18 protein-coding genes are annotated in these 20,541 nt (G+C 66.6%); 9 read left to right on the forward strand and 9 right to left on the reverse strand.

The features are described from left to right. Nucleotides 1–146 precede the first annotated feature (146 nt). Nucleotides 147–3,353, reverse strand: a complete 3,207-nt coding sequence (locus tag AB0N05_RS04455; protein WP_364687522.1) for a carboxyl transferase domain-containing protein — start codon at nt 3,351–3,353, stop codon at nt 147–149. Between the two features lie 164 nt (nt 3,354–3,517). Beyond that, the gene (locus tag AB0N05_RS04460; protein WP_364687524.1) at nt 3,518–4,624 is read right to left on the reverse strand and encodes a CobW family GTP-binding protein; all 1,107 of its coding nucleotides are present in this window, start codon (nt 4,622–4,624) and stop codon (nt 3,518–3,520) included. Nucleotides 4,625–4,903: 279 nt separating this feature from the next. On the opposite strand from AB0N05_RS04460, the gene AB0N05_RS04465 reads away from it, so the two are divergent. Continuing rightward, nucleotides 4,904–6,523, forward strand: a complete 1,620-nt coding sequence (locus AB0N05_RS04465; protein WP_364687526.1) for a helix-turn-helix domain-containing protein — start codon at nt 4,904–4,906, stop codon at nt 6,521–6,523. On the opposite strand, the gene pucL is transcribed toward AB0N05_RS04465, so the two are convergent. Then, entirely contained in the window at nt 6,505–7,425 is a 921-nt protein-coding gene (gene pucL, locus AB0N05_RS04470; protein ID WP_364687528.1) for a factor-independent urate hydroxylase, read from the reverse strand. The genes AB0N05_RS04465 and pucL overlap by 19 nt on opposite strands. A 183-nt stretch (nt 7,426–7,608) precedes the next feature. On the opposite strand from pucL, the gene AB0N05_RS04475 reads away from it, so the two are divergent. Continuing rightward, nucleotides 7,609–8,961, forward strand: a complete 1,353-nt coding sequence (locus AB0N05_RS04475; protein WP_364687530.1) for a nucleobase:cation symporter-2 family protein — start codon at nt 7,609–7,611, stop codon at nt 8,959–8,961. Here AB0N05_RS04475 and AB0N05_RS04480 read toward each other — a convergent pair. The 3 genes from AB0N05_RS04480 to glp form a co-directional block, all read right to left on the reverse strand. Beyond that, on the reverse strand, nt 8,948–9,370 hold the full coding sequence (locus AB0N05_RS04480; protein WP_364687532.1) for a molybdenum cofactor biosynthesis protein MoaE: 423 nt from the start codon (nt 9,368–9,370) through the stop codon (nt 8,948–8,950). The genes AB0N05_RS04475 and AB0N05_RS04480 overlap by 14 nt on opposite strands. Beyond that, nucleotides 9,363–10,382, reverse strand: coding sequence for a bifunctional molybdenum cofactor biosynthesis protein MoaC/MoaB (gene moaCB, locus AB0N05_RS04485; RefSeq protein WP_364687534.1), 1,020 nt, complete (start codon nt 10,380–10,382; stop codon nt 9,363–9,365). Before moaCB ends, AB0N05_RS04480 begins: the two co-directional genes overlap by 8 nt. Nucleotides 10,383–10,555: 173 nt before the next feature. After that, entirely contained in the window at nt 10,556–11,761 is a 1,206-nt protein-coding gene (gene glp / locus AB0N05_RS04490) for a gephyrin-like molybdotransferase Glp (protein ID WP_364687536.1), read from the reverse strand. An 86-nt stretch (nt 11,762–11,847) separates the two neighbouring features. Here glp and moaA point away from each other — a divergent pair, with 86 nt between their 5' ends. Both moaA and AB0N05_RS04500 read left to right on the forward strand, forming a co-directional pair. Further along, nucleotides 11,848–12,906: a GTP 3',8-cyclase MoaA gene (moaA, locus tag AB0N05_RS04495; RefSeq protein ID WP_364687538.1), complete on the forward strand. Its 1,059-nt coding sequence runs from the start codon at nt 11,848–11,850 to the stop codon at nt 12,904–12,906. Next, a complete protein-coding gene (locus tag AB0N05_RS04500) occupies nt 12,899–13,141 on the forward strand; it encodes a MoaD/ThiS family protein (protein WP_364687540.1) in 243 nt (80 codons plus the stop codon). The genes moaA and AB0N05_RS04500 overlap by 8 nt, the downstream gene beginning before the upstream one ends. 185 nt (nt 13,142–13,326) lie before the next feature. Here AB0N05_RS04500 and nadE read toward each other — a convergent pair whose 3' ends face one another. Both nadE and AB0N05_RS04510 read right to left on the reverse strand, forming a co-directional pair. After that, complete coding sequence (gene nadE, locus AB0N05_RS04505) at nt 13,327–14,163, reverse strand: ammonia-dependent NAD(+) synthetase (RefSeq protein WP_364687542.1); 837 nt, start codon at nt 14,161–14,163, stop codon at nt 13,327–13,329. Nucleotides 14,164–14,172: 9 nt separating this feature from the next. After that, nucleotides 14,173–14,787 carry a helix-turn-helix domain-containing protein gene (locus AB0N05_RS04510; RefSeq protein ID WP_364689470.1) on the reverse strand — a complete coding sequence of 205 codons (615 nt, stop codon included), beginning with the start codon at nt 14,785–14,787 and terminating at the stop codon, nt 14,173–14,175. 305 nt (nt 14,788–15,092) lie between these two features. Here AB0N05_RS04510 and AB0N05_RS04515 point away from each other — a divergent pair, with 305 nt between their 5' ends. The 5 genes from AB0N05_RS04515 (at nt 15,093) to nrdE (ending at nt 20,048) form a co-directional block, all read left to right on the forward strand. Continuing rightward, nucleotides 15,093–15,659 (forward strand): NAD(P)H-dependent oxidoreductase, encoded by a 567-nt coding sequence (locus tag AB0N05_RS04515; protein ID WP_364687544.1) that lies wholly within the window; start codon nt 15,093–15,095, stop codon nt 15,657–15,659. Between the two features lie 144 nt (nt 15,660–15,803). Continuing rightward, nucleotides 15,804–16,694: a G1 family glutamic endopeptidase gene (locus tag AB0N05_RS04520; RefSeq protein ID WP_364687546.1), complete on the forward strand. Its 891-nt coding sequence runs from the start codon at nt 15,804–15,806 to the stop codon at nt 16,692–16,694. 450 nt (nt 16,695–17,144) lie between these two features. Continuing rightward, nucleotides 17,145–17,384, forward strand: coding sequence for a glutaredoxin-like protein NrdH (nrdH, locus tag AB0N05_RS04525; RefSeq protein WP_364687548.1), 240 nt, complete (start codon nt 17,145–17,147; stop codon nt 17,382–17,384). A gap of 64 nt (nt 17,385–17,448) precedes the next feature. Beyond that, nucleotides 17,449–17,910, forward strand: coding sequence for a class Ib ribonucleoside-diphosphate reductase assembly flavoprotein NrdI (gene nrdI / locus AB0N05_RS04530; RefSeq protein WP_364689473.1), 462 nt, complete (start codon nt 17,449–17,451; stop codon nt 17,908–17,910). A gap of 56 nt (nt 17,911–17,966) precedes the next feature. Continuing rightward, nucleotides 17,967–20,048 (forward strand): class 1b ribonucleoside-diphosphate reductase subunit alpha, encoded by a 2,082-nt coding sequence (gene nrdE, locus AB0N05_RS04535; protein WP_364689476.1) that lies wholly within the window; start codon nt 17,967–17,969, stop codon nt 20,046–20,048. A gap of 130 nt (nt 20,049–20,178) precedes the next feature. Here the strand turns inward: nrdE and AB0N05_RS04540 are convergent, their stop codons facing one another. Continuing rightward, nucleotides 20,179–20,388: a hypothetical protein gene (locus tag AB0N05_RS04540; protein WP_364687550.1), complete on the reverse strand. Its 210-nt coding sequence runs from the start codon at nt 20,386–20,388 to the stop codon at nt 20,179–20,181. Between the last annotated feature and the right edge of the window lie 153 nt (nt 20,389–20,541).

Here is a 20,541-nt window from a genome sequence, read left to right on the forward strand (position 1 = left end):
CTTTATACACCAAAAAACACACAACAACCCACACCCCCCCCCCCCCCGGGGTGCGGGCGCGGTGGCGGCGGAAATCGGGTCTGATTCCCGCCACCAGCGCTCCCTCGGCGGTTTTCGGGGGCGTTTGTGCCGGGGGAGTGGTCGATTCAGCGGAGGGTGCGGAGCCAGCGGCGGGTGTCGGCTGGGTCGATTACGTCATCCAGTTCCAGGGCGGTGGCTGCGGTGAGGGCTTTGCCGCTGGCGTAGGCGGCTTGGACCAAGGCGTCGAAGGCTTGCTGGCGGTGGACCGGGTCCTCGATGGCGGCCAGTTCCTTGGCGAAGCCGAGGCGGACCGCGCCTTCCAGGCCCATGCCGCCGATTTCGCCGGTGGGCCAGGCGATCACGAAGCGGGGGGAGCGGAAGGAACCGGCGGCCATGGCTTGTGCGCCGAGGCCGTAGCCCTTGCGGAGGATTACCGTGCCGAAGGGGACTTCCAGGGCGGCCGCGTCGATGAAGAGGCGGCTGAACTTGGTGACGGTGGCTTCTTTTTCGGCTTCGGGGCCGACCATGAAACCCGGTGTGTCGCAGAGGGACACGATGGGGAGGTGGTGGGCTCCGCAGAGTTGGAGGAAGGCGCTGAGCTTGTCGGCGGCGGGAGCATCTATTGCGCCGCCGAGGTGGTGGCAGTTATTGGCGATGAGGCCGAAGGGGCGGCCCTCCACGCGGATCAGGGCGGTGACCATGCCTACGCCCCAGTCGCGCCGGAGTTCCAGGACTGAGCCGAGATCGGCGATCGAGTCGATGGCGGCGCGGATATCGAAGGCGTGCAAGCGGTTCTCGGGTACGACGTGGCGCGCCAGGCGCGGGTCGGGGGCCTCCCAGTTATCTACGGCCCCTTGGAAATACGAGAGGTAGTCCCGGGCGATGGTGACCGCTTCGGCCTCATCGGCGGCGACCACGTGCACCACGCCATTGCGGCGCTGCACCTCGATCGGGCCGATGTCCTCCGGCGAGTACACGCCGAGCCCGCCGCCTTCGATCATGGCCGGGCCGCCCATACCGATATTGGCGTCGGGGGTGGCGATGACGACATCGCACATGCCGAGCAGGGCGGCGTTTCCGGCGAAGCAGCGGCCGGAGACGATGCCGATCAGCGGGACCTTGCCGGAGAGGGCGGCCATGGCGCGGAAGGTGGTGACGTCGAGGCCGGAGATGCCGCCGTGGTCGGTGTCGCCGGGGCGTCCGCCACCGCCCTCGGTGAAGAAGACCACCGGAAGCTGTTGTTCGCGAGCCAGTTCCAGCATGCGATCGGTCTTGGCGTGATTGCGCATGCCCTGGGTTCCCGCCAGGACCGAGTAGTCGTAGGACATGATGACGGCGCGCGAGCGGTCGGGGCCGAAGCGGTGGGCGTCGATGGTGGCGACACCGGCGATCAGGCCATCGGCGGGGGTATTCGCGATCAGGTCCTCGAGGCTGCGGCGGGCCCGCTGGGCGGCGATCGCCAAACCGCCGTATTCGAGGAAGCTGTCGGGATCGACCAGGTCGGTGATGTTCTCGCGGGCGGTGCGGCGACCGAGCCGGTGCCGCTTGGCGATCGCGTCGGACCGCGCGGCATCCCTGGTCATCTCGTGCCGGACGTGGACCTCGGAGAGGTCGGCGCGCGCCGAATCCAGGTCTATGACCGCGAATTCGGCGTCGGGGCCGTCGTGTTCGGCCTCGGTCCAGGTGAGCAGGATGGCGTGCGGATCTACCACATCGCCCGGAGTTACGGTGTGGCGCAGGACCTTCAGTGTTTCCGCGGCACGCAGCACGTGTTGCATCTTCATCGCCTCGAGCACGGCGACTTCCCCTCCCGCGGGCACCACGTCACCGGGTGCGGCGAGGGATACGACGGTGGCGCCCATGGGTGAACGCAGTGGCTGCTCGTCGTCGGCCAGGTCCGGGGTCGTGATCCATGCTCCGGCCGCGCCGCGATCGGCCTCCGGTTGCGGAGTCAGCGGCTCCTCGTATGCGGCTGCCCGGGTACGTAATTCGTCGAGATGCTGTTCGAACCAGCCGGTGGTGACCGGCCCGCTCACCAGATCCTCGAGCACGGCCCGCAAGAGCGGGATATTGGTATCCACGCCGGTCACGACGGTTTCGGCCAGCGCGTCCGAACAGCGTTGCACCGCAGCGGGAAACGACGGCCCATGCGCGATGATCTTGGCCAGTAGCGAATCGAATCGCACGCCCTGCCGCATGCCTGCCTGCGCGGCCGTATCCACGCGCACACCGATCCCGGTCGGTGCACCGAACTGGGTGACCGTCCCGGTGCTGGGCAGCACCGCGCCATCGGCGGCCAGCAGTTCCGCATTCACCCGCACCTGTACGGCCGACCCGCGTGCGCCGTCCTTCGGCAGGCCGAGTTCGGCCAGCGTCCGCCCCTGCGCCAGATCCAATTGCACCGCAACCAGATCCACCCCGGTCACGGCCTCGGTCACGGTGTGTTCCACCTGTAGGCGAGGGTTCACCTCCAAGAACCACGCATTGTCCCCGGCGACCAGGAACTCCACCGTGATCACCCCGCGGCATCCCACCGCCTCGGCGATCCGCACCGCATCCCGATGCAGCCGATCCCGCAGCCCGGCAGTCAGATTCGGCGCGGGCGCGATCTCGATCAGCTTCTGCTGCCGCCGCTGCACACTGCAATCCCGATCCCCGAGCGCGACCGCCGCCAGCCCGTCGGCCACCACCTGCACCTCGATATGCCGGGCATCGCCCACCAGGGCCTCCGCATACACGGTGTCGTCCCCGAACCCCGCCAGCGCCTCGGCCCGGCACCGCTCATAAACCTCTACCACCGCCTCCGCATCCCGCAGCGGCCGCATCCCGCGACCACCCCCGCCCGCGGCAGCTTTCACCATTACCCCACCCGGATGCTCCGCAAGCAGCGCGGCAATCTCCGCGACCCCGGCCCCCGCCTGCGTAGCGGGCAGCACCGCCGCCCCCGCATGCTGCGCCGCATCCCGCGCCGCAACCTTGTCCCCGAAGGTCCGCAACACCTCGGGCGCGGGCCCCACGAAAACCAGCCCCGCCGCCGCACAAGCCGCCGCGAATTCCGCACTCTCACTGAGAAACCCATACCCCGGATGCACCAGCACCCCACCCGCAACCGCCCCAGCCCCACCCGAAACCGCAGCAGCCACCACCCCGCCCACATCCAAATAAGCCGCCGCCCCCGCCCCCTCCAGCAGCACCGCCTCATCCGCCAGCCGAACCGGCAGACTCCCCGCCTCCTCCGCGGTATGCAGCACCACGGTCCCGTACCCGCGCTCCCGAGCAGTCCGAATCACCCGAACCGCAACTTCGCCCCGATTGGCTACAACAACTCGCACACCGGCCAGGCTATGACACGTAACCGCGCCCAGGCATCACCCTCAGCAAATCTGGCGCATGAAGGTCAACGTGCACTGGCGAAGCGAATCTGGGCAAAATCCCGCCGCCACTGCATGTTGATCTTGTGGGGTGCCGGTGGGCGGCGCGCTCAGGCGGGTGGGGGTCAGTCGGTGGGGTCGTCCGCGGCCTGGGAATTGGTTACGTAGCGCCAGATTGGGAGGAGGGCCTGGTCGTCCAAGGGGTCGGGGGAGGTGTGGGCGGTGGCCTCGAGGTTTTTGGTGACCGCGTCGGTGTTCATGCCGGAGCCGATGAGGACCAGGTTGCTGGTGCGGGGTTCGTGGCGGGCCCAGGTGGTGGGCTCGATGGTGAGGTGGCGGCCGACCATGTGCAGGACGAATTTTCGGGGGTCTTCGGGGACGGCGAAGGCGAGGACGCCCTTGGCGCGGAAGAGGCCGGGGGGTGGGTCTTCCAGGAATTCGATGAGGTCGCGGGGGTTGAGGTCGGTGTCGCTGGTGAAGGAGATGCTGTCGTAGCCGTTATGCAGGTGGCGGTGGCCGGTGCAGTGGGGGCCGTGGTCGTGGTCGTCGTCGCACTCGTGCTGGTGGGCGGGCTCGGTGTGGTCGAGCAGGAGTTCTTCGAAGCTGAGCTGTTCTCCGACACGGGGTGTGCGGGATTCCAGGGCGGGGACGTCGAAGAGCAGGCCGGGGTCGATGCGGCCGTGGCTGGTCGCGTGGACGGGGACCGGACCGGCGAGATCGGCGACTTCGGTCCGGAGCTGTTCCAGGGCCTCGGGGGTGACCCGGTCGGCCTTGTTGACCACCACTAGGTCGGCCATGCGCAGATGCGTGGCGAGTTCGGGGTGCTGGGCGCGGCTCTGCGCGAAGTGCTCGGCGTCGACGACCTCGATGAGACCGCCGTAGCGAATGCGCGGATTGTCGCTGCCCGCCACCATGCGAATCAGATTGCGCGGCTCGGCCAGCCCACTGGCCTCCACCACGATCACGTCGATCCGCTGCTTGGGCTGCGACAGCCGATCGAACAGCCCATCCAGTTCGCTGACATCGACCGCGCAGCACACGCAGCCGTTCCCCAGCGACACCATGGCATCGACCTGACCGGCGACCAGCATGGCATCGATATTCACGGCCCCGAAGTCATTGACCACCACCCCGATCCGCACGCCGCGGCTCCGCAGCAGCCGATTGAGCAGCGTCGTCTTCCCGGCCCCGAGGAATCCGGCCACCACCAGAACAGGTATCCGCCGACTCACCCGAGCCACCCTACCGCCCACCCCAACCCTTCCCCCCGAGCGGTTCGCACCCCCTCTACCAGTCCGTCTGCAACCCTCGCAGCCAACTCGATTTCGGTTCGCATCCTGTTCGTTCGGCTCGCGCCGGTTGCGGTTGCCTCCGGTGGGTGCGGGCCGAACGGACAGGGCCCAGTACGGGTGCGGGTGTGTGAGGCCCCGGCAGCATGGGTGAAACGTCTCGGCAATACCTCGGTCCTACCGTGGGGCGATCGGGCCGATCACGGGAGGTGCGCCGTGCGGGTGCGCGACATTTTGGACGCGCCGCAATTGCGGATGCGGTTGCTGCACGGCGAGGCGGAGGAGCTCGAGCGGCCGGTCGCGCGGATCTGTGCGACCGATATGCCTGATCCGCGGCCGTTCGTCTCGTCCGGAGCGCTGGTGTGCACCGGGCTGATCTGGCGGACCGAATCCGCGGACTCGGACCGGTACGTCGGAATGCTCGCCGAGGCCGGTGCGGCGGGAGTCGTTGCGGGGCAAGCATTGCACGGACATGTGCCGGAGGATGTGGTGTCGGCCTGCCGGAAGCACCGGTTGCCGCTATTGTCTGCGCCGCAGAGTGTGCCGTTCAGCCGGATCATCGAGTACTCGGCCGAGCAGGCCGCTGAAATGCGCTGGCAGCGTGTGCAATCGCGGGCGGAACGACAGCGGCGACTGCTGGCGGCGGTCGCCGCGGGGAGCAGCGCCGAGGATCTGCTGATGGAAGTCGCGGGGGAGCAGGACATTTCGGCATGGTTGGTGACTTCCACCGGCACGGTCATCGCCGGAACTGCCGAGCTGTCGCAGGAGGAGTTGGATCGGATCGTCGGCACCGCGCTGAGCGCACCGCGCTTGCCCGCCGTCACGACCGGCGCGATGCGCGTCTATCAGGTCGGCGCAGGGGACCGGATCACCGCCTGGTACCTGGTCTTTCGCCCGGCCGCCCCCGACCCCGAGCCGTTCGGGGCCGACCTGGCGGCGGTGGCTGAGCTCTACCGGCAGCGCCGCGCCGACCGCCTGCGGCTGGATTGGGAACTCGCCGACCGCTTTCCCACTCCCTTCCCCGAACGCCCGGGCGACCAGATGGTCGCGGTCGTCTGCGAGGCCCACGTCGTGGGCGACCCCGGTCGATCCGGATGGACCGATGCCGACCGATGTTTCGGCGTACTCGCCGAGCCGGCGGCGGGATCGCGGTTGCCCGCCACTCCGCCGCAACCGAACGGAGTCGCGTCGTTCGGCGAAACTTCTGATTCGGCCCCGCCATTCTCGACGACCGCGGCCGGGATCATGGCTGTGCGTTCGGCGCTGCACGATGCGTTGCCCGGGATCACCACGTCGATCGATCGGGAGGGGCGCGTGGTCGGTGTCGTCGCGGGGACCCAGGCCGGGGTCTCGAGCGTGCTGCGGCAGCAGTTCGGGCGAATCACACCGGCGCTCGACGGTATTCGGCTGGCACTCGGAGTGAGCGCACGGCAGCGGGACGAGACGTTGCCGGGGGCGCTTGCGGCTGCGGCGGCCGCGTCGACGGCGGCGCGGGACGATGAAGCGGCGGTGAGTGTGCGGATTGCCGATATCGATACGGCGGTAGGGCTTTTCACCGCGGTGCCGGGTGGATTGCAGCGGCGGTTCGCCGAACGGGTGTTGGGGCCGGTCGTCGATTACGACCGCAGGACCGGGGCCGGGCTATTGCAGACGCTGGAGGTTTTTCTCGGGTGCGAAGGCTCGTGGCGGCTGGCGGCGGATCGAATGCATGTGCATCTCAATACCGTTCGCTACCGCATCGGACGGGTGGAGGAGCTGACCGGTCGCGATCTGGGAAGGCTCGACGACCGGCTCGACCTCTACCTGGCGGTGCGGACCCTGGCTCAGACCGCGCCGGTGTAAGGGTCCCAGGCGGTTCCGGCGTCGGGGGCGTCCTCGCGCAGGACGCTCGCCTGAATGAGCCCGTAGGGACGGTCGGGGGCAATGAACACCTCACCATTGTTCTCGACGCCGAATCGGCCGATGTCATAGGCGAAGTGGTGCTTATTGGGTGCCGCGAGCCGAATCTCCGCCAGGCACGGGTACGCCTCCAGTGCGGCCTTGCCCATGTCGAACAGGGTCTGCTGCAAGGCTTTCGAGTGCTGGGTGGCGAACGTCTCGATCATGACCGCGCGAATGCCGGTGTAGGCGGCGTCCCAGTCGGCGGGTGCGGTCGCGAAGCGCCAGTGCGCGGTGAGGCTGGTCGCCAGAATGCGGTCGAGGGCGGGTTCGAGCACGGTGAACTCGTCGGTGAGGAATCCGGCGAACTCGGAGCCGGTGGATTTGAGGATGACCAGGTCCTTGACGCCGCCGATCACCCATTCCCGCTGCGCGGACCCGGTCCCGCTCACCGTGATCGCGGCGATCCGCACCTCGGGGCCGACGCGGGTCCAGGAATGATCATGGCCTGCGCCGCCGACCGGAACCCGTTGCCACGCATACTCTTCGATCTCGATGCGCGCCGAATCGACCGGCTCGATCTCGTTCACGAAATGCCGGGCCAGCGCCAGCCCGTACTCCTCGATGCTGCCGTCCCCATGCGTTTTGGCGTACACGAAGATGGTCTGCTTCTGCGAATCGGTCGGCAGCACGGCACCCTGATCGCCGAGGGTGTGCGCCTCATCGAAAGCCCCACGCAGACAGGACGATACGTTCAGATCTCGAATCTCGTGCCGTGCAGTGTCCCGGTAGATCCGCACCACCCGGTTCTCGGCCTTGCCGTACTGATGCGGGCCGAGCACGATCTTGCCGGTCGATTCGGTCATGGTCGCCTCCGGTGGTCGATGAACATCTCGCCCCACTGTGGCGCACGAACCCCGCCGAGACCGCTGGTTCGGGTGACAAAACGCCGGATGTGTCGCGCATCCCGCTTGGGTGTTTCGACAAAACGCGGGGCGCCCGCGGCTGTCTAACCTGACCATCAACTGACGCGCCGCAAGGAGCCACACATGACTTCGCCCCATCCCGTCGACATCCGCCTGCCATGGCACCGGCTGCTGATGTTCGGCATCCAGCACGTGCTGATCATGTACACCGGATGCGTCACCGTGCCGCTGGTATTCGGCGCGGCCGCAGGCCTGGACAAGGCCACGGTCGGACTGCTGATCAGCGCGGACCTGCTGGTCGCGGGCATTATCACCATGGTGCAGAGCCTCGGGCTGGGCCGCTTCGCGGGCGCTCGGCTGCCGATCATCACCGGCGCGACCTTCGTGGCCATGTCGCCGATGATCCTGATCGCCAAGGAATACGGACTGCCCGCCGTGTACGGGTCCATGCTCATCGGCGGTCTGGTCGGTATCGCCTTGGCCTGGCCGTTCGCCATGATCGTGCGATTCTTCCCGGCATTGGTCACCGGCACCGTCTTGACCGTCGTCGGCGTTTCGCTGATCGGCGTGGCCGGTGGCCTGATCGTGGGCAGCGATCCGAAGGACTCGTCCTATGGCGCGCCCTCGCACATCCTGCTGGCCGCTGTCGTGCTGGTGATCGCACTCGTCTTCACGGTCCTCGGCCGTGGCGTGTGGTCGCAGCTGGGCGTACTCATCGCCCTGATCGCCGGAGTGCTGCTCTCCATCCCGATGGGCCTGGTGAAACTCGCGGGTGTCTCGAACGCCGACCTGTTCGGCGCACCGCACGTATTCCATTTCGGCGCACCGCAATTCCCGATCACCGCGGTCGTGGCCATGAGCATCGTGATGGCCGTGGTCTTCGCCGAATCCACCGCCAGCATGCTGGCCATCGGCGAGATCACCGGTAAGAAGCTGGAGCGGGCGGATTTGGCGCGCGGCCTCATCGGCGACGGTCTGTCCGCCCTCCTGGCCGGTGTCTTCAGCTCATTCGTCGACACCATCTTCAATCAGAATGTCGGCGCGGTCGCCAATACCCGCGTCTACAGCCGCTATGTGACCGCGGTCAGCGGCGCACTACTGGTCCTGCTCGGCCTGATGCCGCGCTTCGGCGCGCTGGTGGCGGCGGTGCCGAAACCCGTCGTCGGCGGCGTGGGTCTGGTGCTCTTCGCGACGATCGCCGTCATCGGCGTGGACACCCTGCGCAAGGCGGACCTGACCGACCGCGTGAACATGAGCATCGTGGCGGTATCGGTCGGCATCGGCCTGGTGCCGGTCCTGACCAAGGGCATGTTCGACAAATTCCCGTCGTCCGCCCAGATCCTGTTCAACAGCGGCATCGCCCTGGCCGCCGCGACGGCCTTCCTACTGAATCTGATCTTCAACCACACCAAGCTCGGCGAGATCGCCCGCGGCGCAATCGAGCCCACCCCGGAGGCGGACCTCAGCAGGCGTTGACCCACTCCGAGAGACCATCGGCGAACAGCTGCCGCTTCCAGATCGGGACCTCATGCTTGATCCGATCCACCAGCAGGGAGCAGGTGGCGAAGGCCTCCGCGCGATGCGGGGCCGCGACCGCCACGGTAATGGCGAGATCGCCGATGGTCAGCGGCCCGACCCGGTGCACGGCGGCCACCGGCAGCCCGGACGACGCGGCGACCTCGGCGCACACCTTGAGCAGGAACTTCTCCGCCTCCGGATGCGCGGAGTATTCGAGCGCCGAAACCGCCTGCCCGCCATCGTGATCGCGGACCTTGCCGGTGAACACCACGACAGCGCCGTGCTCCGGTCCGGTCACCGCCTTCTCGACTTCGTCCGGGTTCAGCGGGAGATCGCTGATCCGGGCCAGCAGGTCGGCGTCAGTCATGGGTGCCTCCTCCGGCCACTTGGGCCAGCAAATGTTCGAGCAGTGGTTCCAACACGGCGATCCCGTCTTTTACTCCGCCGGGCGAACCGGGCAGATTGACGATCACCGTGCGTCCGGCCAATCCGGCGACGCCCCGGCTGAGTGCCGCCAGGGGGAATTTCGCGGTTCCGCGCTGCCGGATGGCATCGGCCACCCCGGGCAACTCCCGGTCGAGCAGGGCGAGAGTGGCCTCCGGCGTCGCATCCGTGGGCGATGCGCCGGTCCCGCCGGTGCTGATCACCAGGGTCGGTTCCGTCGCCAGCGCATCGGAGAGTCCGAAAGATATATCTGCGTCCGCGTGCACCAGCGGCCCGCGCACCGAGAATCCCAGCGATTCCAGCCATTTCACGAGCACCGGCCCGGTGGTGTCCACCCGTGTGCCCGCGGCAACGCCGGTCGAGGCGACGACCACGGCCGCGGTCCGCCCGTTTCCGAGGAGAGCCTTCGCCGATTCCTCGGCACCGTGCGAGTGCTGATGCCCGGCATGATCCGCGTGTGCCGCCTCCGGCCGCTCCCAATGCCCGCGCTTGCCACCATCTTTCGTGAGCAGCCGCACGCCATTGAGCGTGGCCGCCGGATCCACCGCCTTGATCATGTCGTGCAAGGTCAGCCCCGCGACCGCCACCGCGGTCAGCGCTTCCATCTCGACCCCGGTCGGTCCCTTGGTCTTGGCGGTCGCCTCGATGGTGATGCTCGTATCGGTGAACCCGAAGCTGACATTCACCGAGGACAAGGCCAGCTGATGGCACAGCGGAATCAACTCGGACGTCTTCTTCGCGCCATTGATCCCGGCCAGCCGGGCAGTGCTCAGCACATCCGCCTTGGGCATATCGTCCGCCCGCACCAGCCGGATCACCTCGGCCGTGGTCACCAATTCCCCGCTCGCCACCGCGATCCGCGCCGTGTCGGCCTTCGCACTCACATCCACCATGCGGGCGCGACCTTCCCGGTCGACATGCGACAACTCACTCATAGCCACCAGCCTGGCACAGCCTCCGGCACCGAGTCGCGCGGGGCGATGACATATATATCTCGCACCGCGCACATCGTTCGCTCGCGGAGGTGAGGAGACGGGTCCGCGCAGGTTGACTTGCGGCCGCTACGCCGGTGGGTCCACGAGCAGACGCGGATTGCGGTGCCGGACCGCTAGAGCTGGTGAACGCGGACGATCGCGCCCGCGGCAAGCTCGGTGACGTCGGTGGGGATGTCGATCAGGACATCGGCCTGGGCCATGGCGGCGATCAGGTGGGAGCCCTGGCCGTGGATAACCGAGACGCCGGTGTCGGTGACCTTCCCGCGCAGGAACTGATTGCGGCCCGCGGGGGAGCGGACCGGGTCGAGGAGGGGGAGTTCGACGCGCGGGAGTTCCGGGAGTCCGGCGAGTTCACGCAGGATCGGGCGTGCGAAGACCTCGAAGGAGACGATCGTGCTGACCGGATTGCCGGGGAAGCTCAGCACCGGAATACCGTCGACGACGGAGATGCCCTGCGGGCCGCCGGGCTGGATTTTGACCGGGCCGAACTGGCCGCCGAGAGTCTTCAGGACGTCCTTCACGACCTCGAAATCGCCCATAGAGACGCCGCCGGAGGTGAACACGACATCCGCGGCGGCGGTGGCCTCGGCCAGGCGCTGCCGGAACTCGGCGGGGTCATCGGTGGAGTGCGCGATGGACACCACGTCCACGCCGTTCTCGGTCAGCACCGCCGCGAGAGCGATCCCGTTGGAGTTGTAGATCTGGCCCGGGAGCAGCGGCGATCCGGCGGGAACCAGTTCATCGCCGGTGGTGATGACGGCCGCCCGAACCTTGCGCGTCACGGGCAGATCGGCCAGGCCGACCGCCGCGAGGGCCGCGATATGGCGGGGGAGCAGCAGGGTGCCCGCGCTGGCGAGCAGTTGCCCGGCGCGCACGTCGGTGCCGGGTTCGCGCACGAAATCCCCGGCGGCACGCGTGGTTTCGATGGTGACGGTGCCGTCGCCGGACTGTGTGTGCTCGACCGGCACGACGCAGTCGGCGCCCGCGGGGACGGGCGCGCCGGTCATGATCTTCATGGCCGCGCCCTCGGGCAGCGTGAGTTCGCCGGTATTACCCGCGGCGACCACGCCCGCGAGGGGCAATGTCGCCGGGACGGTCGCGATCGAATCCGCCCGCACCGCATACCCGTCCATGCCGGAATTCCGGAATACCGGCAGATCAAGGGGGGAGTACACATCCTCGGACAGCCGTCGGCCGACCGCCTGCGCCATCGGGACGGCCTCGCTCTCGCGGGCGGCGAGGGGGCGCAGCAAATCCTCGATCTGTTGCCGGTGGTCGTCGACGGAACGGGCCGGGGCCACGGCGTGCCGGGAACTCATGCGGGCGAGCCTATACGCGGCTCGTTGTGAAGCGTCGACGGTTGGCACGTGGAGCGGGTCTTGACTAGGACGGCAATAATGGTCGGATGACCGTCGTCGTTATGGGTATGCCCGCCGTACGAACCGGGCAGCCCACAATGGACGGGCGGCCCGACACTCCGCACCTCGTGGACCGTTTCGGCCGTGTCGCGCGAGACCTCCGAGTATCGATCACCGAGAAATGCTCGCTGCGCTGCACGTATTGCATGCCGGAGGAGGGCCTCCCGCCCATTCCGGCCGATGAGCTGCTGACCACGGACGAGATCGTGCGACTGGTGGTGCTGGCCGTCCGCGAGCTCGGCGTGCACGAGGTCCGCTTCACCGGTGGTGAACCGCTCATGCGCCGTGATCTGGAGCAGATCGTCGCGGGCTGCCGCGCCGAACTGCCCGACCTCCCCCTCGCCATGACCACCAATGGCGTCGGCCTCGAGCATCGCGCCCGCAAACTCGCCGAGGCCGGGCTCAACCGCATCAATGTCTCCCTCGATACGGTCGACCGCGAGGGCTTCGCGCGCCTCACCCGCCGCGACCGCCTCCCCTCGGTCTTCGCGGGCATTCGCGCCGCCTCCCGGGCGGGTTTGACCCCGATCAAGGTCAATGCCGTCCTCATGCGCGAAACCCTCACCGGCGCAGCCGATCTCCTCCAGTGGTGTATCGAGGAGGGCTGCGAACTCCGCTTCATCGAAGAGATGCCCCTCGACGCCGACCACGAGTGGGCGCGCAACAATATGATCACCGCCGCCGAACTCCTCGAGGTCCTCGGCGAGCGTTTCGCACTCACCGAGATCGGCCGCGACGACCCCTCCGCCCCCGCCGAACGCTGGCAGGTCGACGGCGGCCCCGCCACGGTCGGCATCATCGCCTCGGTCACCCGCAAATTCTGCGGCGACTGCGACCGCACCCGCCTCACCGCCGACGGCCGAATCCGCTCGTGCCTCTTCAGCGATCAGGAATACGACGTCCGCGCCGCCCTGCGCTCCAACGCCTCCGACGCCGATATCGCTACCCTGTGGCGAGGCGCAATGTGGAACAAATGGGCTGGCCACGGCATAGACGCCGCTGGTTTCGTGCCCCCCGAACGATCGATGGGAGCAATCGGTGGTTGAGGTCCGCTACTTCGCCGCGATAGCCGACGCGGTAGGCAAGTCGTCCGAACTCCTGGACCTCCCCGCCGACGCGACGATCGGCGACCTCCGCACATCCATCTCCGCCGCCTACGGCCCGAAGCTGGACCCCATGCTCGCAGTCTGCGCCTACCTGATCGGCGACGAACTCACCCGAGACGCCACAGCCCGCCTGACTCCCCGAGTGGACGTCCTCCCACCCTTCGCAGGCGGCTGAGTCCATCAAGATCAACATGCACTGAGTGCGGGATTTCGCCCGAATTCGCTCCACCAGTGCATGGTGATCTTCGGTGAGGGAGCTGTGGTGGTGGGAATTTGGGGCTGTGAGTGCCGCCAGAGCTCCCTGATCTTGATATGAGTGTGCCTGCTCCGGGATGGGAGCGGGCACAGGCATTTTGGAGGCTATTGCCACCAGGTGTCGAGGGGAGTCACGGGGACTGTTCGCTTGTGGCGGGTGTTCAGGAAGATGGATTCCAGTTTTTCGGAGACCTCGGGGGCTACCGGCTTGCCTTCGAGGTAGTCGTCGATCTGGGAGTACTTCAGGCCCAGGGCTTCCTCGTCGGGGAGGGAGGGGCGGTCGTCTTCGAGGTCGGCGGTGGGGACCTTCTGCCAGACGCTGGGCGGGGCGCCGAGTTCTTGGAGCAGGGCCGCGCCTTGGCGTTTGGTGAGGCCGGTGAGCGGGGTGATGTCCACGCCGCCGTCGCCGTATTTGGTGAAGAAGCCGGTGACGGCCTCGGCGGCGTGGTCGGTGCCCGCGACGAGGAGGTTGAGCTGGCCGGCGATGGCGTATTGGAGCAGCATGCGTTCGCGGGCTTTGATATTGCCGCGCACGAAGTCTCGCAGGCGGGGTTCCTCGTGGAGTTCGGCAATGCCGGTGGCGGCCTCCCCAGCGGCGGCGTCGGCGCTGGGCTTGACGTTCACCACCACGGACCGGTCGGGCTGGATGAAGCGCAGCGCGATCTGGGCGTCCTCCTCGTCGAACTGCGTGCCATAGGGCAGGCGGGCGGCGACGAAGGTGGCGTCGCGGCCCTCGGCGCGCAACTCCTCGACGGCGAGCTGGCAGAGCCGCCCGGTCAGGGTGGAGTCCTGGCCGCCGCTGATGCCGAGCACGAAACCCTTGGCGGGCGTGGAACTCAGATACGCCTTGAGGAAGTCGATGCGCCGCCGCACTTCGGTTTTCGGCTCGATGGTCGGCAGCACGCCCAGTTCGGCGATGATCTCTTCGCGCAGGTTCCCCATGGCCACACTCTACTGTGCGGCCGCGGCGGTGACCTGCCGGACGACGCTCTCCCAATGATCGCCGAGCTGGTCCAGCGTGTAGCCGAGTTCGCGGGTTTGGTGCAGCACCAGTCCGGCATCCAGCATTGCCAGCAGGGTGTCGGCCAGTAGCGGGACCACGCAGGGCGTCCCGGCCTGCCGGATCAGCAGCGATACATGGGTTTTCATCACGTTGTACGGCGCGGCGGAGTAGCGCTGTCCGGCGTCCGCGGCGTGGCGCACATCGCCCTCCACCTCGATTCCGGCCAGCCGCGCTCGCCCGAATGCGATCAGCCTGTCGATCGGCGGCGCGCCGGGCCCCAGCGGCGGCGGCCCGAACATGTACGCGGCCTGCATCTTCTGCTCGGACTGATCGAGCAGCGCGAGCATCAGCCCCGCGCGATTGCCGAACCGCCGGAATACGGTGCCCTTCCCGACACCGGCGCGCTTGGCGACCGCGTCCATGGTGACGGCGCAGACGCCTTGTTCCTTGACGAGTGCCTCGGTCGCATCGAGCAGCAGTTGCCGATTGCGCGCGGCGTCACTGCGTTCGGTGGTCTCACCGGACGGCAGCAGCGAGACGGCATGTGGCGGTGCGGGTTGCAGCGGCTCGATCGACAACCCTTGCGCGGATCGGAGTGGCAGGGGAGTCGCCGATCCGAGCAGTGGCGGTGTCGCCGATTTGCCGGGCACCGCCCGCGTCGTCGGGCTCGGTGCGATCGCAGGTTCTTTCGATTGTGCTCCGGCCGATTCGATCGGTTGTGCTTCGGACGGGTCCGAACCAGGCTCGTCTGGTGTGGTGTCGCAGGTCACGTCGGTGTGGCTCCTACCCGGGAATGTAAGCGGACTGTGGTCCGGTTACAGCATATCGAAAGTTCCGCCACAGGTTCGGACCCCCAGGAGTGATCATCATGTCGCAGACCAACCTTCTCGTTCTGGTCGGCAGCCTCCGCGCCGCCTCCATCAATCGCCGCCTCGCCGAGGCCGCCGTCAAGACCGCACCCGAGGGCGTGGAGCTCTCCCTCTACGAGGGTCTCGGCGATATCCCTTTCTACAACGAAGACCTCGACGCGCAGGGCAAGGTACCCGCCGCCGCGCAGGCGCTGCGTGACGCGGTCGCCGCCTCCGACGGCCTGCTGCTGGTCACCCCCGAATACAACGGCACCCTTCCGGCCGTCCTGAAGAACGCCATCGACTGGGCTTCCCGGCCGTACGGCGCGGGCGCGCTGAAGAGTCGTCCGGTCGCTGTGGTGAGCGCGTCGATCAGCGCGAACGCCGCCAAGTGGTCGCACGGCGATGCCGTGAAGGCGCTGGGCGTGGCCGGTGCCGAGGTGGTGGAGGACGCGTCGCTGAACTTCGGCGGCATCGGCCAGCGTTTCGCCGAGACGCATCCGGCCGACGATGCCGAGGCGCTGACTCAGCTGGCCGCGACCGTGCGGCTGCTCGCGGAGGCCGCCAAGGCCAAGGCGAACGCCTGACCGGCCGAGCCCCGCAAGGTCCTGTGGCTATCTTCTAGTTTCCGACTTGTCGGACGAGTGTTGTTTCTTGAATAGAGCGTTATGCCACGGCTTTTCGGCCGTGGCTTAACGCTTTCGAGACCTGTTCTGAGCTAGATTCAGCTCGTGAAGCTACCAACGGGCAAATCAGTGTGGGGCCGGTGCTGCCTGGCCGTCACGCTGGCCCTCTCCACCGTCGCGGTGGTGGTGACCGCGGCCGATGTCGTCGCGGAATCGAATGCTCGCCTCTATCTGGGCAACTGGGCCGGATACGTGGTGAAGGGCGACTTCCATGAGGTCAGCGCCACCTGGGTGCAGCCCGAGGTCACCTGTCTCAATCCCGGCGTCCTGCAGCGCATCGTGCCGTGGGTAGGCCTGAACGGCGCGACCGGTCTCGACGGTCACGTGGCCCTGCCGCTCATGCAGACCGGTGTCGAATCCCTCTGTGCGAGCGACGCTGCCATCTATGCGGCACTGCCCGGACTGGGGATCGAGAATGTGGCGGCCGGTCTCGCCTACGCGGACCCGCGACTGGCGGGCCTGGTCATGCACGGCGGTTCGAAGGTGTCCGATGCGCTCGGCGCGGCGGCCGACGGACTCTGCGAAATCGTGGCGCTGGGCGACTTCTGCCAACCCGAGCAGAACATCGACGCGTGGTGGGAGAGCTACCCCGACGCCCCCGTCGGCTACGACGATGTGGACGTGACTCCCGGCGACCTCATGCATTCGACGGTCACCTGGGACGGCCGCAACTACACGATGATCCTCGAGAACCGCACCCGCGGCTGGACCCGCACCACGGTCGCCGCCTCCGATGCCCCCGCCCGCACCGCGGAGATCGTCGTGGAAGGCCACCTCGACGCCGCCCTCCCCGGCTTCGTCCCCGTCACCTTCACCGAGATCACCATCGACGGCAGACCGCTGTCCGCCTACGACACGCAGGCGTACGGCATCGCCGCCACCAATCGCCTCCTGGCTCCCGGTCCGGTCGACGGTTCCGCCTTCACGATCGGCTGAGTCGAGAGCCGGTCTGCGACACGCCGATACGACCTGTGCCCCTGGAATTGGGGGCGGCCGCGCGAGCTACTGGAAAACCTCAGTTCACGCGGTGTGGCTGTGACTCGTGGGATGGGTGTTGATCAGCGGGAATGGTGGGTTTGCTGGAAATGAGCTGTACGCCCAAATTGTGATCTGTGCCTCAGTCGTGTCGAGTTGCGAATCGAGCGTCCAGGTACTTCCCCAACTCGAATTTCACCTTTGTGAGTCGCAACATGTCGTGTTGGATGAATCTGTCGGCCACTAGGTGTAGTGTCTTGGGAGCTGGAAGGGCATGCAGCGGGAACCCGGGAAGGGGCCGCGCGACCTGGGGCTTCGGTCTCGCTTCCAGGGGTTAGCGAACCAGCTACGTGGATCTTGTTTCAGTCGTGCACTGCATACGGATCGAAGGCTAAGGAGAAGGGGATACCAATGACCGTCACCGTTTACACCAAGCCCGCTTGTGTCCAGTGCAACGCCACCTATAAAGCTCTCGACAAGATCGGCGTCGAGTACGACGTCATCGACATCTCCGAGAACTCCGACGCCCGCGATTACGTGATGGCCCTGGGTTACCTTCAGGCCCCCGTCGTCGTCGCCGGTGACGACCACTGGTCCGGCTTCCGCCCGGACCGGATCAAGGCACTCGCCTCGGCCGTCGCCGTCGCCTAGCGCTTCGGAGCCTCGCGGGGTTCGTCCGAAGTCGTCTATCGCAGGCGAAAAGGAGGTGACCGAGTTGTCCACTCAGACAACGAATCTGGTCTACTTCTCCAGCGCATCGGAGAACACGCACCGCTTCGTGGAACGGCTGGGAATCCCCGCCGTTCGCATACCGCTTCATACTGCCGACTCGCTTCGCGTCGACGAACCCTACGTACTGATCGTCCCTACTTACGGGGGCGGTCGGCACGTGCTGGGTGGGAATCGATCCGACAAGGAATTCGTCCCCCGTCAGGTGGCCAAATTCCTCAACGATCCGCACAACCGCGCCCTGCTGCGCGGCGTGATCGCGGCCGGCAACACCAACTTCGGCGATACGTACTGCTTTGCGGGAGAAGTCATCTCGCGCAAATGCGGAGTCGAGTACCTGTATCGCTTCGAACTCATGGGAACTGTTGAGGACGTCGAGCGCGTCCGAGAGGGATTGGGATTGTTTTGGCAACGACAACCGCACCGGTCGGAAAAACTGCCCGCGTAGAACGGCCTGTCAGTGGCGAGTCCACCGCGGGACTGGACTACCACGCGCTCAACGCGATGCTGAACCTGTACGGCCCCAATGGCGAGATCCAGTTCGACAAGGATCGCGAGGCCGCACACCAGTACTTCTTGCAGCACGTCAACCAGAACACGGTCTTCTTCCACAATCTGGCGGAGAAGCTCGACTACCTCGTGAAGGAAAACTATTACGAGGCAGAGGTTCTGGACCTCTACAGCCGCGAGTTCATCAAGCAGCTGTTCAAGCAGGCATACGCCAAGAAGTTCCGGTTCCCGACCTTCCTCGGCGCGTTCAAGTACTACACCTCGTACACGCTGAAGACCTTCGACGGTAAGCGCTACCTGGAGCGTTTCGAAGACCGCGTGTGCATGGTCGCGCTGACCCTGGCCGCCGGTGACGAGACCCTGGCGTCCGAGCTGGTCGACGAGGTCATGGACGGCCGCTTCCAGCCGGCCACCCCGACCTTCCTGAACTCCGGTAAGAAGCAGCGCGGCGAGCCCGTGTCCTGCTTCCTGCTGCGCATCGAAGACAATATGGAGTCCATCGGGCGCTCCATCAACTCCGCGCTCCAGCTGTCCAAGCGCGGCGGCGGTGTCGCCTTGCTGCTCAGCAATATTCGTGAGACCGGTGCGCCGATCAAGAAGATCGAGAACCAGTCCTCGGGTGTCATCCCGATCATGAAGCTGCTCGAGGATTCGTTCTCCTACGCCAACCAGCTGGGTGCGCGTCAGGGCGCGGGCGCGGTCTACCTCCAGGCCCACCACCCCGATATCTACCGCTTCCTCGACACCAAGCGGGAGAACGCGGACGAGAAGATCCGCATCAAGACGCTGTCCCTCGGCGTGGTGATCCCGGATATCACCTTCGAGCTGGCGCGCAAGAACGAGGACATGTACCTGTTCTCGCCGTACGACGTGGAGCGCATCTACGGCGTGCCGTTCGCGGACATCAATATCACCGAGAAGTACCACGAGATGGTCGACGACAAGCGGATCCGCAAGTCGAAGATCAAGGCGCGCGAGTTCTTCCAGACCATCGCCGAGCTGCAGTTCGAGTCCGGTTACCCGTACATCATGTACGAGGACACCGTGAACCGGTCGAACCCGATCAAGGGCAAGATCACCCACTCGAACCTGTGCTCGGAGATCCTCCAGGTCTCCACCCCGTCGGAGTTCAATGACGACCTGTCCTACTCGAAGGTCGGCAAGGACATCTCCTGCAACCTGGGTTCGCTGAACATCGCGAAGGCCATGGATTCGCCGGACTTCGCCAAGACGGTCGAGGTCTCGATCCGCGCGCTGACCGCCGTGTCGAACCAGACCCACATCTACTCGGTGCCGTCGATCGAGCAGGGCAACAACGAGTCTCACGCCATCGGGCTGGGCCAGATGAACCTGCACGGCTACCTCGCCCGCGAGCACATCTACTACGGCTCCGAAGAGGGCATCGACTTCACCAATATCTACTTCTACACCGTGGCGTTCCACGCGATCCGGGCCTCGAACCAGATCGCCATCGAGCGTGGCAGCTACTTCGGCGGCTTCCCGGAGTCGAAGTACGCCTCCGGTGAATTCTTCGACAAGTACACCGATCGGGAGTGGACCCCCGCCACCGACCGCGTCCGCGAGCTCTTCGCCGACGCCGGCGTGCACATCCCCACCCAGGACGATTGGCGCGAGTTGAAGGCGTCGGTCATGGAGCACGGCATCTACAACCAGAACCTCCAGGCCGTCCCCCCGACCGGTTCCATCTCCTACATCAACCACTCCACCAGCTCCATCCACCCGGTGGCGTCCAAGATCGAGATCCGCAAGGAAGGCAAGATCGGCCGCGTCTACTACCCGGCCCCCTACCTGACGAACGAGAACCTCGACTACTTCCAGGACGCCTACGAAATCGGCTACGAAAAGGTCATCGACACCTACGCCGCCGCCACCCAACACGTAGACCAGGGCCTGTCCCTCACCCTGTTCTTCAAGGACAGCGCCTCCACCCGCGACGTCAACAAGGCCCAGATCTACGCCTGGCGCAAGGGCATCAAAACCCTCTACTACATCCGCATCCGCCAAATGGCGTTGGAGGGCACCGAAGTAGAAGGCTGCGTCAGCTGCATGCTCTGACCCCACGACCATGAAAAGGGCGCTCCCGACACCATCGGGAGCGCCCTTTTCGCGTCGTAGAGGCGGATACAGCTAGGGGAGGTTCAGGAGACGCCGCATCGTTCGCGGACCTCGCCGCGGGGATGGCTCATCAGCGGAATTGCTCCATTTCCGCATCGCGCTCGTCGTGAGACGTGAACGCGGACGGGGACTTTCGTTCGACGTCTAGCTCCTTCCGTACTGCCGCGCGGATCAGGGCATCTTCACATGCTTTGACCACCCACGCGGACATGTTGCCGTGCGACTCGCCTCTGATCGCTTCCGCCAGTTCGTCTGGAAAGCGGACCATCACCTTCGCCATACCTCGAGCCTATTCCGGGTCCAACATCCTCCCGGCCCGATACGGAACTCGAGGTCCTGTGCCGTTCTGCTATTCGGTCTGCTTCGGATGGCCGCAACCAGCGGACATGATCCAAACGATGTGCTTGTCCGGATCAGGGCAATACCAGATGCG

Origin of the sequence: Nocardia sp. NPDC051030 (assembly GCF_040683015.1) — a bacterium.
Classification (GTDB): Bacteria; Actinomycetota; Actinomycetes; order Mycobacteriales; family Mycobacteriaceae; genus Nocardia.